Origin of the sequence: Nonomuraea sp. B1E8 (genome assembly GCF_039871515.1) — a bacterium.
In the GTDB taxonomy this organism is placed as follows: domain Bacteria; phylum Actinomycetota; class Actinomycetes; order Streptosporangiales; family Streptosporangiaceae; genus Nonomuraea.
Genome location: NZ_JBDPLS010000003.1, coordinates 103,816 through 118,225, shown reverse-complemented (window position 1 = coordinate 118,225; position 14,410 = coordinate 103,816). Strand labels below are relative to the sequence as shown.

8 protein-coding genes are annotated in these 14,410 nt (G+C 72.6%); 4 read left to right on the top strand and 4 right to left on the bottom strand.

Features of this window, described 5'->3' with window-relative positions; translation table 11 throughout:
* Positions 1-97: 97 nt before the first annotated feature.
* Together ABGA98_RS12685 and ABGA98_RS12680 are read right to left on the bottom strand one after the other, a co-directional pair.
* Positions 98-2,047 (bottom strand): alpha-amylase family protein, encoded by a 1,950-nt coding sequence (locus tag ABGA98_RS12685; protein ID WP_347618437.1) that lies wholly within the window; start codon positions 2,045-2,047, stop codon positions 98-100.
* Positions 2,044-4,122 carry a family 10 glycosylhydrolase gene (locus ABGA98_RS12680; protein WP_347618436.1) on the bottom strand — a complete coding sequence of 693 codons (2,079 nt, stop codon included), beginning with the start codon at positions 4,120-4,122 and terminating at the stop codon, positions 2,044-2,046. Before ABGA98_RS12680 ends, ABGA98_RS12685 begins: the two co-directional genes overlap by 4 nt.
* Positions 4,123-4,279: 157 nt before the next feature.
* Here ABGA98_RS12680 and ABGA98_RS12675 point away from each other — a divergent pair, with 157 nt between their 5' ends.
* The 4 genes from ABGA98_RS12675 to ABGA98_RS12660 all read left to right on the top strand — a co-directional run bounded on the left by ABGA98_RS12675 (position 4,280) and on the right by ABGA98_RS12660 (position 10,865).
* Entirely contained in the window at positions 4,280-5,257 is a 978-nt protein-coding gene (locus ABGA98_RS12675) for a zinc-binding dehydrogenase (protein WP_347618435.1), read from the top strand.
* A 78-nt stretch (positions 5,258-5,335) separates the two neighbouring features.
* Positions 5,336-7,057 (top strand): ABC transporter ATP-binding protein, encoded by a 1,722-nt coding sequence (locus ABGA98_RS12670; protein ID WP_347618434.1) that lies wholly within the window; start codon positions 5,336-5,338, stop codon positions 7,055-7,057.
* Entirely contained in the window at positions 7,054-8,805 is a 1,752-nt protein-coding gene (locus ABGA98_RS12665) for an ABC transporter ATP-binding protein (RefSeq protein WP_347618433.1), read from the top strand. Before ABGA98_RS12670 ends, ABGA98_RS12665 begins: the two co-directional genes overlap by 4 nt.
* 146 nt (positions 8,806-8,951) lie before the next feature.
* Entirely contained in the window at positions 8,952-10,865 is a 1,914-nt protein-coding gene (locus ABGA98_RS12660; RefSeq protein WP_347618432.1) for an N-acetylmuramoyl-L-alanine amidase, read from the top strand.
* Here the strand turns inward: ABGA98_RS12660 and ABGA98_RS12655 are convergent.
* Together ABGA98_RS12655 and glgP are read right to left on the bottom strand one after the other, a co-directional pair.
* Positions 10,828-11,724, bottom strand: coding sequence for a MurR/RpiR family transcriptional regulator (locus ABGA98_RS12655; RefSeq protein WP_132604877.1), 897 nt, complete (start codon positions 11,722-11,724; stop codon positions 10,828-10,830). The genes ABGA98_RS12660 and ABGA98_RS12655 overlap by 38 nt on opposite strands.
* Positions 11,725-11,766: 42 nt before the next feature.
* Complete coding sequence (gene glgP / locus ABGA98_RS12650; RefSeq protein WP_347618431.1) at positions 11,767-14,349, bottom strand: alpha-glucan family phosphorylase; 2,583 nt, start codon at positions 14,347-14,349, stop codon at positions 11,767-11,769.
* Between the last annotated feature and the right edge of the window lie 61 nt (positions 14,350-14,410).

Below are 14,410 nucleotides of genomic sequence, written 5' to 3'. Positions count from 1 at the left end.
TGTTACTCCCGTCGTTCTCACAGGGGCTGAGTGAAGCCCTAGTGTTCAGTTGTATGACGTGACCGTCAATAGGTCATGAATACTTGTTTGACAATCTTCAGCGGTCAGTGATCAGCAGGACTTCGTACAGGCCCACCTCCGGCAGCCGCACGCGGCCGCCGGACACCTCCAGCTCGCGGCCCGCGCGCAGGGCGCGCACCCGCCGCTCGCCCGGCCACGGGAGCCCCAGCCACGACGCGCCGATCGGCACCGGGCGGCGGAACCGCTGGTCGGCGTCGCCCGACCGGTTGAGCAGGTGGATCACGTGCCCGGCGGCCGAGCGGGCGGGGACGATCTCCACCTGTTCCGGCAGGCCGGTCTCCACCGCCAGCCCCTCGGCGGCGGCCAGCGCGCGGTCCGCGAACAGGTCCCGGTGCGCGCTCAGCCCGGTCTCCCGGTAGCCGCGGCCGACCGTCCACGGCATGAGCACGCCCTTGCCCTTGCCGTACCGGGCGCCCAACCAGCCGGGATGGCCGGTCTCGCGGTGGCCGTGACACTTCTCCGGCGGGCCGTACCTGGCCCTGGAGAGTGCGAACAGCCCCGTCTCCGCCCCCTCGGCGGGCTCGACCACGTGGAAGGCGCCGATGACCGGCACCATGCCCCTGTCGCCGCGCAGGTGGAGCGAGCGCGTCGCCTCCTCGGTCTCCCTGCTCGCCAGGCGGCGGGTCACGGGCAGGCAGGCGAGCCGGGCCTCGTCCGCGTCGAAGCCGGTCGAACCGGTCGCCAGCACCGTCCCCCCGGCCGCCGCGTACGCGTCGAGCACCCGCCCCGCCTCCATCGGGCCGAGATCCGGCAACACGATCAGCCGGTACCTGGACAGGTCGCTCACCGGCAGCCTGTCCTCCGGCAGCACGTCGAACGGGAGATGCCGCTCCAGCAACGCCAGGTAGAGCCCCTGGAACTCGGAGAGGGCGCCCTTCGGCGGATCCTTCAGCGGGTCGGGACGCACCAGCAGCGTGCGCGCCTCGGAGACGAGGTCCCGGTAGGTCTCCGCGTGGTCGCGGTGGAAGCGGGTGATCTCGCCCGCGATCTCCAGGCACTCGTACGGGCTGTCGTCAGGCGTCCCCATGATGTACGTGGACGGGACCGCTCCCCGGGAGATCGCCTGGAGCAGATACTGGGCGAAGTGGTACGGCTCCTCCCCCGCCATCCGGTACGGCATGTCCACGAACCCCACCGAGTTGACCAGCACGGGCACGTCCGGCCGATACGACTTGGCCGCGCTGACGTGCTCGCTGGTGCGGTGGTGCCAGAGCGGCCGGCCGACGGCGTTGTTCGCCTCGTGGAAGACGATGTCGGCGTGCTCGCCCAGGATCAGCGCCGCGTCGGGGCGCCGGCCGGCGATCGCCGCTCTGATCCGGGCGTGCAGGTCGTCGAGCGTCTCGCGAGCGAACCGCCGCCAGCGCAGGTATCCGGGCGAGTCCCGGCCTTCGGGCAGCTCCTCGCCGGCCTGCCCGGCGTAGCGGCGGGCGCAGGCCAGGCAGTGGCACACGCCCCGGTAGCGCCGGCTGTAGTCGACCTCGTTGAACGACATCCAGTTGAGGAAGAAGCCGTCGACCGCGTACCGGTCGAGGACCTCGCCGATCACCTCGAACAGCTTGACCTGGTAGTAGTCGCCGCTCGGGCAGACGCTCGTCAGGCCGTTGTAGACCTGGGCGGCGCCGTCGGGGGCGACGAAGCACCACTCGGGGTGCTCCTCGGCCCGCCGGTGGTCGATCTTGGAGAAGTCCATGCGGGCCAGCACGCGTATCCCCCTGCGGCGGGCCGCGGCGACCGCGTCGCCGACCAGGTCACCCGACGGCCGCCCGGCGAGGTACGGGTTGCGCGTCTGGAAGTCCAGGCCGGTCGGATAGTTGGACAGGATGCCGCCGACGCTGATCAGCCACGCGTTCGCCCCGAACCCCTCCAGGTGGTCGAGCACCCGCTCAACGTCGAGCCCCGCGTCGACCTCGCGGAGATTGGTCTGGAACATCCGGAACGGCTCCCGCCACCAGGGCCGCCCGTTCACCGGCGCTCCCACGTGAGGTGCACGACCTCGATGAGCTCGACGCCGGTCAGCGCCACCTCCACGCGGCCGTCACGGACCTCGGCGGCGGTCTCGGAGTCCGCGACCAGCAGGCGCGCCGTGGCCCCCTGAACACCCGGCGGCAGCGCGACGCTGACCGTCTGCGGCGGCAGCGGGATGGTCTCCCTGATGGCGCCGCGCATGGCCATCGGGTTGTTGAGGTTGACCACGGTCACCGCGACGCCGTCGTCGTCGCGGCGTACGGCGAGGTCGGCCAGGCCGGGCCCGCGCACGGTCGCGGCGGGCTCGCCGCCGAGCGACCATCGCACCGCGTCGGCGATCAACCGGCCGTGGTCCGCCTGGAGCGCCTCCCAGAAGACCGCCCCCAGGTCGAACGCGAAGTAGACCACCCGGCCCTGAGCGTCGCTGGTGACGACGGCCGGGGCGTCCGGCTCCTCGCGCGCGTACAGCTCCTCCATCGGCAGGTCGGGGAAGTCCGGCACGAAGCGGAACGGCACCTGCGTGCCCTCGCGGGCCTCGACCCGCAGCAGCCGGGTGCCGCCGATGATCCGCCTGGCGCTCCCGAAGCCGGCGTTCACCGGGTGCTCGCCGGTCAGGGCGATGTAGTTGTTCCGCACCGGGCCTCTGACGGGCTCGACCAGGTCGACGCCCAGCACGTCGGCGAGGCCGAAGCCGGCGCGCGGGGCGCCGTGCTCGTCGTACAGGGACGACTGGTGCGCGGCCACCAGCCCGCCGCCCGCGGCCACGTACGCGCGGATCACCGCGCACTGCTCGTCGCTGAGCTGCTCGCTGTTGGCCAGGACCAGCACCTTGTACGGCCGCAGCCGCTCGGCGGACAGCGCCTGGGCGGCGACGAGGTCGAACGGGATCCGCGCCTCCACCAGCGCCTGGTAGAAACCGTCGTCGTCGGGAGAGGTGTGCGCCGCCCCCGTGCGCAGCTGCCCGGTGGTGCTCGGGTCGAGCAGCGCGACCTCGGCGCTGACCGGCATCGCCGACAACACCGGCTCCAGCCGCGCGTGCAGGCCGAACGCCGTGACCACGGCCGGCACCCACCGGGGGTCGGAGACGGTGGCGTTGAACTTCGTGAACCACGGGAGCGCGCCCTGCGCGAACCCGTCCACGATCCACGTCGTCACCTCCTCGGGCGGCGCCACGGAGTCCTTCCACCGGTGCTGGTGGTACTCGGGGCCGACGGAGGTGATCAGCCCGACCGGCCGGTCGGGGAACAACCCCCGGCTGCGTTTGGCGACCCGGCCCGCCACCCATGGCGCCTCGATGCCGGAACGCCCCTGCTTGTCCACCACGAACATGGGGTAGACCCGCTCGACCAGCTCAGGTTCCAGGTCGCGGGCGGCGAACGCGCCCAGGTTGGGGATGAACCGGGCATGCGGTCGCACGTCCTTGACCGCGGCGTCCCAGATCGCCACCAGCTCGCTGAGCCTGCGCCGGCGCCAGGCCACGTAGACGGGCCAGGCGGGGTCGGACGGGTCGTGCTCGCGTCGCGGCAGGTCGAATCCCGTGTCGTCACGGAACGAACGCCGCGCGGCCTCGCTGTAGGAGATGCCGCTGTATCCCTCCCACCGGTTCGCGAAGATCGCGTCCACGTCGTACTCGCGGATGATCTCGCGGGCCACTTCGGTGATGAACTCCCGGTGGTAGCCGGTGAAGGCGCACGTCAGCCAGATGCCGGGATACGACCAGTGCTCGATGGGCGCCCCCTCCGCGTCGCACGCCAGCCATTCGGGATGTGCCCGCGCGGCGTCGGCGTGCACGGCGTGCGGGTCGACCCGCGCCATGACGTGCATGCCCAGTCCCCTGGCGGCCTCCACGAGGGTGCCGAAGGGGTCGGTGTCACCGAGGTAGGTGCTGCGGTGGTGGAAGGGGATGCGGGTCGGATAGTAGGCGATGTAGCCGCCCGCGCTGATGCAGAGCGCATTCGACCTGCTGTCGCGCATCACGGAGGTCCAGAAGTCGACATCGAGATGCGCCGGGTCGTCCTCGGCCAGCGTCAGCTGTGTCCAGCGGGTCGCCGTACGTGGCCAGTCGGAAGTTCGCAATCGACACACACCTCTCCATCAGGCTTCTTGTCAGACGCGAAACATTGTCATACAAGATTGCAAGAGTGACAAGACTGTCCTGGACGTCGCAGTTGACATCAAGCATGGTTGAGGTTGCACCCTCGGAGGGCCAAGCCACGACCTCTAAGGAGCACCCATGCACGCCGTCGTCCTGCACGCCTTTGGCCCGGCCGGAAATTTCCGCTATGAAACCGTCCCCGACCCCGAGCCAGGCCCCGGTCAGGTGCGCATCGCCGTCAAGGCGGCGGGCGTGCACCTGGTGGAGACCATGATGCGCTCGGGCATGGTCAGCGATTCGCTGCCGCCCCTGCCGGAACTGCCGGCCATCTTCGGCGGCGAGGTGGCGGGCCGGGTGGACGCCGTGGGCCCGGACGTCGACCCCTCCTGGCTCGGGCGCGACGTCGTGACCTCGGCCGGGGAGCCCGGGGGCTACGCCGAGCTGGCCGTCGCCGACGTCGCGTCGGTGCACCGGCTGCCCGCCGGGCTGGGACACGAGACGGCCGTCGCCATGGTCGTCACCGGGCGCACGACGCTGGAGTTCCTCGACGTGGCCGAGCTGACCTCCGACGACGTGGTGCTGGTGACCTCGGCCGCCGGAGGGATCGGCCGCCTGGTCGTGCAGTACGCGCACGCCCTCGGCGCCACCGTCATCGGCGCGGCGGGCGGCCCCACCAAGGTCGCGGCCGTCCGCTCGCTCGGCGCCGACCTGGCCGTCGACTACGACGAGCCCGGCTGGGAACGCTCGCTGGCCGAGCGGCTGGGCGGCCGTACCGTCACCGCCCTGCTCGACGGGGTCGGCGGCGACAAGGCGCGGGCCGCGTACGAGCTGCTGGCCGACGGCGGGCGGCACCTCATCATCGGCAACGCCTCGCAGCAGGACTTCCGGCCCGCCCCCGAGCTGCTCAAGGAACGGGACCTCACGGTGACCAACGCCCTCCTGATCCTGATCGGCAGGCCTGAGCAGCGGCCCGCGTACGAGGCCCGCGCGCTGGCGGCGGCCGCCGACGGCACGCTGACGCCGGCCGTGCAGGCGTTCCCGTTGGCGCAGGCCGCCGCCGCGCACGCCGCGCTGGAGAGCCGGGCGACGACGGGCAAGGTCGTCCTCATCCCCTGAGCGGCCACGCGGGATTCTTCGTACGCCCGCCGCGAACCCGCCGGTCAGGCCGAGGGGACCGGCACATAAGGTCCAGCCATGACCTCGGCCACCATGGACCCCGGCACTCCTGACAGCCGGAGTGCCGGACGCTATCTCTGGTGGCTGGTCACCAGCCAGCGCGGCAGGGTCGTGGCCGGGGCCTTGCTCGGCACCGGCTGGACGGTCTGCCTGACGCTCGCCCCCTACCTGCTGTCCCGCGCCATCGACGACGGGCTGACGCCGGAGCCCACGCCCGCGCTGGCCGGCTGGGCGGCGGCGTTACTGGGCTACGGGGTGCTGACCGCGTGGCTGGCCATCATGCGGCACCGGACGATGACCCGGGTGCGGATGGACGCCGCGTTCCGTTCCGTGCAGGTGCTGGCCCTGCAGGCGACGCGCCTGGGCGCGGCGCTGCCGCGCCAGGTCACGGCCGGGGAGGTGGTCACGATCGGGTTCACCGACGTGGCCATGATGTCCGAGGCGCTGACCGTCACCGGCCCCGGCGTCGGCTCGGTCCTCGCCTACGTCGTCGTGGCCGGGCTGCTGCTGTCGGTCTCGCCGCTGCTCGCCGCGGTCGTCCTGCTGGGCGTGCCGCTGCTGGTGGTCGTGCTCGGCCCGCTGCTGGGGCGGCTGCGGGGCGCCGAGACCGGCTACCGCTCGCGCCAGGGCGAGCTCGCCGCCCGGTTCGGGGACATCGCCGCGGGGCTGCGGGTCCTCAACGGCGTCGGCGGCAAGGACGTGTACGCCGAGCGCTACCGCCGCGGCTCCCGGGAGCTGCGGGAGCAGGGTTACCGGGTCGGCGCGGTGACGAGCTGGATCCAGGCTCTCGGGGTGGGCCTGCCCACCCTGTTCCTCGGCGCGGTGACCTGGCTGGCGGCCCGGATGGCCGCGCGGGGCGACATCACCGCGGGCGAACTGGTGGCGGTCTACGGGTACGCCGCGGTGCTGGTGGTGCCCGTGTCGTTCTTCATCGAGGGCGGCTACGGCCTCAGCCGCGGCCTGGTCGCCGCCCGCAGGGTCGTGCGGTTCCTGGGCTTGGAACCCGCCGCCGCGGTCAAGGACGACCCGGTGGACCCGCCCGCCCCCATGTCGGTGCTGCGCGATCCGGTCTCGGGCGTGGAGATCGCGCCGGGACGGCTGACCGCCCTGGTCAGCGCCCGTCCGGCGGAGGCGGCGGCGGTGCTCGACCGGTTGGGCGGGTTCGCCGGACCCGCCGCGACCTGGGGCGGGATCCGGCTGAGCGACATCGATCCGGCGCGGCTCCGGGAGCGGATCCTGGTGGCCGACAACGAGGCCGACCTGTTCGCGGGCACATTGCGCGACGTCGTCGCGGGCCGGCTCGACCCCGGCGACGACGCCCTCGGCCTCGCCGTCCACGCGGCCATGGCGGACGACATCGTCCGCGGCCTGCCCGGCGGGCTGGACGCGCGCGTCGACGCGCAGGGCCGCAACCTGTCGGGAGGCCAGCGCCAGCGCGTACGCCTGGCCAGGGCCCTGCTTGCCGACCCCGAGATCCTCCTCGCGGCCGAGCCGACCTCGGCCGTGGACGCGCACACCGAGGCGACCATCGCCGCCCGGATGCGCACGGCGCGAGCAGGCCGCACCACGGTCGTCACCACCACGTCGCCCCTCGTGCTGGCCCATGCGGACACCGTCCACTACCTGGCGGGCGGCTCCGTCGTGGCGACCGGCGGGCACGGCGAGCTCCTGGGCGGGCACCCCGGCTACCGCGCCCTGGTGGCCAGGGAGGACGATGGCAGCAGGGAAGCGGCCCGATGACGGGCGGCGCCCTGCCGGTGGCTGATTCCGCCCGGCTGCGCAGGGCGGCGTTCCGGCTCATCCGGCTGGACTGGCGCGCGTTCTGCGCCATGGTCGTGCTCAACGCGCTGGCCTCCGCCGCGGGACTGGCCGGCCCGTGGCTGCTCGGCCGCATCATCGACGAGGTGCGGAACGGCGCCGGGGTCGCCACCGTGGACCGGCTGGCGCTCGCGCTCCTCGGGTTCGCGCTGGCCCAGTTCCTGCTGGTCCGCTACTCCGGCCACATCGGGCACCGCTTCGGCGAGCGTACGCTGGCGCGCATCCGCGAGGAGTTCACCGGCCGCGTGCTCGCGCTGCCGGTGGGGGTGGTCGAGCGCGCCGGGGCGGGCGACCTGACCACCCGCGGCACTGCCGACGTCGCGGCGGTGGGCACCATGCTGCGCGGCGCGGGTCCCGACGTGCTGATCGCGAGCGTGCAGGCGGTGTTCGTGATGGGCGCGGTCGTCGTCCTCGACCCGCTGCTGGGCGGGTGCGGCGTGCTCGGGCTGACGGGCATCTGGTTCGCCGCCCGGTGGTACCTGCGCCGGGCGGTGCCGGCCTACCTCGCCGAAGGGGCCGCCAACTCGGAGCTCGCCGAGCAGCTCGCGGCCACCACCGCGGGCGCCCGTACGGTGGAGGCCCTCGGGCTGGGGCGGCGCCGCCTCGAGACCTGCCAGGAGGCGATCGACCGGTGCCGGGGCACCCGCACCCGGACGTTGTTCCTGCGCAGCGTGCTCTTCCCCGTCGTGGACGTCTCCTACGCCATCCCGGTGGTCGCCGTCCTGCTCGCCGGCGGCGTGCTGCTCGGGCAGGGCGCCGTGACCCTGGGCACGGTGGTCGCCGCCGCGCTCTACCTGCGCCAGCTCTCCCAGCCGCTCGACGTCATCCTGCTCAACATGGAACGCCTCCAGAGCGGCGCCGCCTCCTTCGCCCGGGTGGAGGGCGCCGGCCTGGCCCCTCGGACGGACCAGGACACCGCCGCCCCCGAGCCGGCCGACGACCGGCTGCAGGTGTCTGATGTGCGCTATGCCTACGACGGTGGCCCCGACGTCCTGCACGGGGTGGACCTGACGGTGCAGCCAGGCGAGCGGCTGGCCGTCGTCGGGCCGTCCGGCGCGGGCAAGAGCACCCTGGGCAGGCTGCTGGCGGGCATGGACGTCCCGAGCGCCGGCTCGGTGACCGTAGGGCGGGTGCCGGTCGCCGGGCTCGACCCCGCCCGGCTGCGCGAGCGGGTCATGCTCGTCACCCAGGAGCATCACGTGTTCCTCGGCACCGTGCGCGACAACCTGCGGATCGCCGCGCCCGAGGCCACCGACGACGAGCTGCGCGCCGCGCTGGCCGCCGTCGGCGCGGGCTGGATCGACGAGCTCCCCGACGGGCTTGACACCGAGCCGGGCCCGGAGGGTGAGCGGCTGGACGGCGCGCAGGCCCAGCAGCTGGCCCTGGCCCGCGTGGTGCTGGCCGACCCGCACACGCTGATCCTCGACGAGGCCACCGCCCTGCTGGACCCGCGCACCGCGCGGCACGCCGAGCGCGCGCTGGCCGCCGTGCTCGCCGGGCGCACCGTCATCGCGATCGCCCACCGACTCCAGACCGCCCACGACGCCGACCGGGTGGCCGTGCTGCGGGACGGCAGGCTCACCGAGCTCGGCACGCACGACGAGCTCGTGGCGGCGGACGGCGCGTACGCCGCGCTCTGGCGCTCCTGGCACGGCGGGCACCCGGAGTGAGCGCCGCCGGTTCCCGCCCCCCGGCGGAGTGCGAGGCCGGCCCCGTACGGGATGAAGAATCTCTTCGCAAAGATCTCGCCTGCGAAGGAAAATATTGAGACGCTGAACCCCACCACGCGCCCCCAGCCCACCCCAAGGAGTGGTTCATGCGCAGACTACTGGCGATCTCCCTCGTCGCCGCCCTGCCGTTAAGCACCGTGACAGCGGCGCACGCCCAGGAACCCGCCGACCGCCAGGCGGCCTTCGCCGCCGCCGCCGAGGAGTTCCAGGTGCCCGAGAGCGTGCTGCTCGGCGTCTCCTACCTCGAGTCGCGCTGGGACGCCCACGCCGGCCAGCCGTCCAGCGACGCCGGGTTCGGGCCCATGCACCTGACCGACGCCGCCGCCTTCACCGGATCGAACCACCACCACGAGGGTGAGGAGGACGCGCGCGGCGACGACAGCAGGCCCCTGCCCGCCCCGAGCGCGCGTCCCGCGCCCGCCGACCTCCCTGCCTCGCTCCGCACGATGGAGAAGGCCGCCGAGCTCACCGGCGAGAGCCGGGAGCGCCTGCGTACGGACGCCGCCGCCAACATCCGCGGCGGCGCGGCGCTGCTCGCGGACTACCAGAAGGCGCTCGGCGCGCCGCTGAGCGACGAGCCAGGCGACTGGTACGGCGCCGTCGCGAAATACTCAGGAGCCGAGGAGGCGAGCGCGGCCAGGTTCTTCGCCGACGAGGTCTTCGCGACGATCAAGGAAGGCGCCGAGCGGACGACGGACGACGGCCACCAGGTCAGGCTGGCCCCCGTCCCCGGGCTCACGAAGATCGAGAAGTGGCTGGACAAGCTCGGGCTGCGCAAGCCGGGGACCGACGGCGTGGAGTGCCCGGCGTCGATCTCGTGCGAGTGGATCCCGTCGGCGTACCAGGAGCTTCCGAACGACGACTACGGCCACTACGACCTGGCCAACCGCCCGTTCAGCCAGAAGATCGAGTACATCATCATTCACGACATGGAGGGATATTTCCTGCCCTCCATCCGCCTCAACCAGGACCCCACGTACGGCGCCAGCTGGCAGTACTCCGTCCGCTCCACCGACGGCCACATCGCCCAGCACGTCAAGGCCAAGGACGTCGCCTGGCAGGCCGGCAACTGGTACGTCAACGCCAAGTCCATCGGCATCGAGCACGAGGGTTTCCTGGCCGAGGGCGGCACCTGGTACACCGAGGCGATGTACCGCTCCTCCGCCCGCCTGGTCCGCTACCTTGCGCTGCGGCACGGCGTCCCGATGGACCGGGCCCACATCCTGGGTCACGACAACGTCCCCGGCACGCTGCCGACCACGGTCAGGCAGATGCACGAGGACCCGGGCCCGTTCTGGGACTGGGCGCACTACTTCCAGCTGATGGGCGCGCCGCTGCACGGCCTCGGCGGCCCCAAATCCGGCTCGGTCATGATAAAGCCGGACTTCGCGACGAATAAGCCGTACTTCTATGGCTGCGACCGCCAGAACCCCGAGGCCGCCTGCCCGCCGCTCCCCGCCGGCACCGTCTGGCTCCGCACCGAGCCGCGCGACGACGCCCCGCTGGTCAAGGACATCGGCAAGCACCCCACGGGCGAGTCGCTCTACAGCGTGTACGACCACAGCGCCAGAGCGAGCACCGGCCAGCGCTTCGCCGTGGCCGGCCGGCAGGGCGACTGGACCGCCATCTGGTATCTCGGCCAGAAGGCGTGGTTCCACAACCCGAAGAGCGCGCCCACGGCCGTGCCCTCCATGGGCCTGGTGGTCACCCCCAAGCCCGGCAAGACGACCGTCCCGGTCTACGGCCGGGCGTACCCGGAGGCGGAGGCCTACCCCGAGGGCATCCCCTACCAGCAGGTGACCCCGCTGCAGTACACGTTCTCGGCCGGCGAGAGGTACACCCTCGCCGGGCCGGCCGCGACGGAGTACTACCGGGCGGTCACGTTCGACCTGGAGGACCACAAGGTGGTGCGGGGCAGGACGAGGTATCTGCAGATCCAGTTCGGCCACCGCGTGATGTTCGTCAAGGCTGACGACGTGCGGGTGACGTTCTCCGGGTGAACGCGTTGACGGCGCGCCTGGTGCTCGCGAGCGCCTCCTGAGAGGAGTCGAACGTACGCTGGGCGACGCCGACGAACACGCAGTCGACGACGAGGAGCTGGCTGATCCGGCTGGCCAGGGCGCCGGGACGGAACTCCGTCTCGCGCCCGGCCGAGATCAGCACGTGTTCGGCCAGCTCCGCGATGGTGGAGCGGGGGTTGTTGGTGATGGCGACGGTCGTGGCCCCGCCCTCGGCGGCCCGGGTCAGCGGCTCGATCACGTCGGGGGTCTCCCCCGAGGTGCTGACCCCGAGCGCCACGTCGCCGTGTTTCAGCAGCACCGCGCTGGTCAGCGCCAGGTGCGCGTCCTGGAACGCGTGGCTGGACAGCCCGATGCGCAGCAGCTTCTGGGCGAAGTCCTCGGCCACCAGGCCCGACGCGCCGACCCCGTAGGCGTCGATCCGCCGCGCGCCGACGACGGCGTCGACCACGAGCCCGAGCCGCTCGGAGGTCAGCTGCGCGACCGTGTCGTTGATCGCCTCCGACTCGGCCCGCGCCACCTTGTGGATGACCTCCGACAGCGGGTCGTCGGGGGCCAGGTCGCCGGGCACCAGCCGGTCGGGCTGCGCGGCGGCGGCCGCCAGAGCTAACCGGAGTTGCGGATAGCCCGCGAACCCGAGCAGCCGCGCCGTGCGCACGATCGTGGCCTCGCTGGTGCCGGAGGCGGCGGAGAGCTCCGTGATGGTGCTCCGCGCCACCGTGGCGGGATCTTCGAGGATGAGGCGGGCGACGGTCTGGGCGGCAGGCGTCAGGGACGGCAGCACACCGCGGACCGTGGCCACCAGAGTGTCGGCCCGCAGGCCGTTGCCGCTGTCGTCCACGGTCCCGATTATGCCGCTTGCGCCGGGATCCCGAGCTGCTGGTTAGCGCAGAGTCCCGTTCGTCATGCCCGCGGGCTCCTCGGGCACCGTGATGAGGCCCAGCTCGGCCGGGGTGACGACGAGCGGGTGGTGCGGGACGACGCGCACGGTGTAGCCGAAGGCGCCCGTGTGGTCGAGCGGGACGACCCCGGTGTAGTGCGCCCGCCCGTCGTCCTCCGCCGAGGTCATCTCCAGCTTCGCGTACGCGGGACGCACCAGCTCGTCGTGCGGCCCGACCTTGCCGTAGACGGCCTCGACCCGCACGTCGGCGGGCTCCAGCTCGCCGAGCGCGATCGTGGCGTGCAGCTCGATCGACGACCCGACCTCCGGGGTGTCGCCCACGCCCGTGGCCTCGGCATGCTCGACCCTGACGCCCGGCCACGCCTTGGCGACCCGCAGCCGCCAGGCGGCGAACGCCTTCGCCGGCGCGTACCCGTCGGCGGACAGCGCCCTGGCCGCGCCGGCCGCCGGGTTGTACAGGGTCACGACGTAGTCGCGCAGCATGCGCCCGGCGAGCACCTTAGGCCCGAGCGAGGCCAGCGTGTGCTTGACCATCTCCATCCACCGCCGGGGCAGCCCGTCGCCGGGACGGTCGTAGAACCGGTCGGACACCTCGTGCTCGATCAGGTCGTAGAGAGCGGCGGCCTCCAGCTCGTCGCGGCGGTCGGTGTCGGCCACGCCGTCCGCGGTGGGGATCGCCCAGCCGTTGGAGCCGTCGTACCACTCGTCCCACCAGCCGTCGCGGATGGACAGGTTGAGGCCGCCGTTGAGCGCGGACTTCATCCCGGACGTGCCGGACGCCTCCAGCGGGCGCAGCGGGTTGTTCAGCCAGACGTCGCAACCCTGCACCATGAGCCGGCCGAGCGCCATGTCGTAGTCGGGCAGGAAGACGATGCGGTGGCGGACCTCCTGCTGGTCGGCGAACTTGACGATCTGCTGGATCAGCTTCTTGCCGCCCTCGTCGGCCGGATGGGCCTTGCCCGCGATCACGATCTGGACCGGCTTGTCGGGGTCGAGCAGCAGCTCGGTGAGCCGCTCGGGGTCGCGCAGCATGAGCGTGAGCCGCTTGTAGGAGGGGACGCGCCTGGCGAACCCGATCGTGAGCACGTCGGGGTCGAGGGCGTCGTCGATCCACCCCAGCTCGGCGTCGGAGGCCCCGCGCTCGCGCCACGACCGGCGCAACCGCACGCGGGCGCCCTCGACGAGCTGCCTGCGCAGCGTTCCCCTGATCTGCCAGATGTCGCCGTCGGGGATCTTCTGGATGCCGTCCCAGCCGCGGGCGCGTTCGATCAGGGAGGGCAGCTCGCGGTCGGCCAGCTCCATGAGCTCGCGCCCCACCCACGTGGGGGCGTGCACGCCGTTCGTGATCGAGCCGATCGGCACCTCGTCCAGGTCGAAGCCCGGCCAGAGGCCCTTGAACATCTCCCTGCTGACCTCGCCGTGCAGCCGGGACACGCCGTTGACGCGCTGCGCCAGGCGCATGCCCATGACGGCCATGTTGAACCGGTCGGGATCAGACTCCGCGCCCAGCGCCAGGATGCGATCGACGGGCACGGTGGGCCAGGCGTTCGATCCGCCGAAGTGGCGGGCGATCATCTCGACGGGGAAGCGGTCGATCCCGGCGGGCACGGGCGTGTGCGTGGTGAACACCGTGCCGGCCCGCACCGCCTCCCACGCCTCGTCGAAGGAGAGCCGCGCCTCGGTCAGCTCGCGGATGCGCTCGAGTCCCAGGAATCCGGCGTGGCCCTCGTTGGTGTGGAACACCTCGGGTTCGGCATGCCCGGTGATCTTGCAGTACGCCCTGATCGCGCGTACACCGCCCACGCCCAGCAGCAGCTCCTGCATGAGCCGGTGGTCGGTGCCGCCGCCGTAGAGCCGGTCGGTGACGTCGCGGGCGGCGGTGTCGTTGTCGGCCACGTCGGAGTCGAGCAGCAGCAGCGGCACCCGGCCCACCTGCGCCACCCACACCTGGGCGTGCAACATCCGCTCGTCCGGCAGCCCGATGCGGATCTTGACCGGCGTGTCGTCGGCGTCCTTGAGCAGGGTGAGCGGCAGCCCGCCGGCGTCGAGCGACGGGTAGTGCTCCTGCTGCCAGCCCTCGGGCGACAACGACTGCGTGAAGTAGCCGTGGCGGTAGAGCAGGCCGACCGCGAGGATCGGCACGCCCAGGTCGCTGGCGGCCTTGAGGTGGTCTCCCGCGAGGATGCCGAGACCGCCCGAATATTGCGGGAGGGCCGCGGCGATGCCGTACTCGGGGGAGAAGTAGGCGATGGCCCGCGCGGTGTCGGGCAGCGTCTGGTACCACCGCGGCGAGGTCATGTACTCGCGCAGGTCGTCGGCGGCGTCGGCGAGGCGGCGCAGGAAGCGGCGGTCGGCGGCCAGCTCGGACAGCCTGGCGGGGGTGACGGCGCCGAGCAGGGCGACGGGGTCGTGCCCGACCCGCTCCCAGAGGGCGGCGTCGACCTCGGAGAAGAGGTCCATCGTCTCCGGGTGCCAGGACCAGCGGAGATTGTGCACGAGCTCGCCGAGGGCGGCCAGCTCCGCGGGCAGGACGGTGCGGACGGTAAACCGGCGGATAGCTCTCACGTTTCTGCACCCTACGGGCTAGGAGGGACCTCTCAGTCCTTCACCCTCATGATGACCGTTC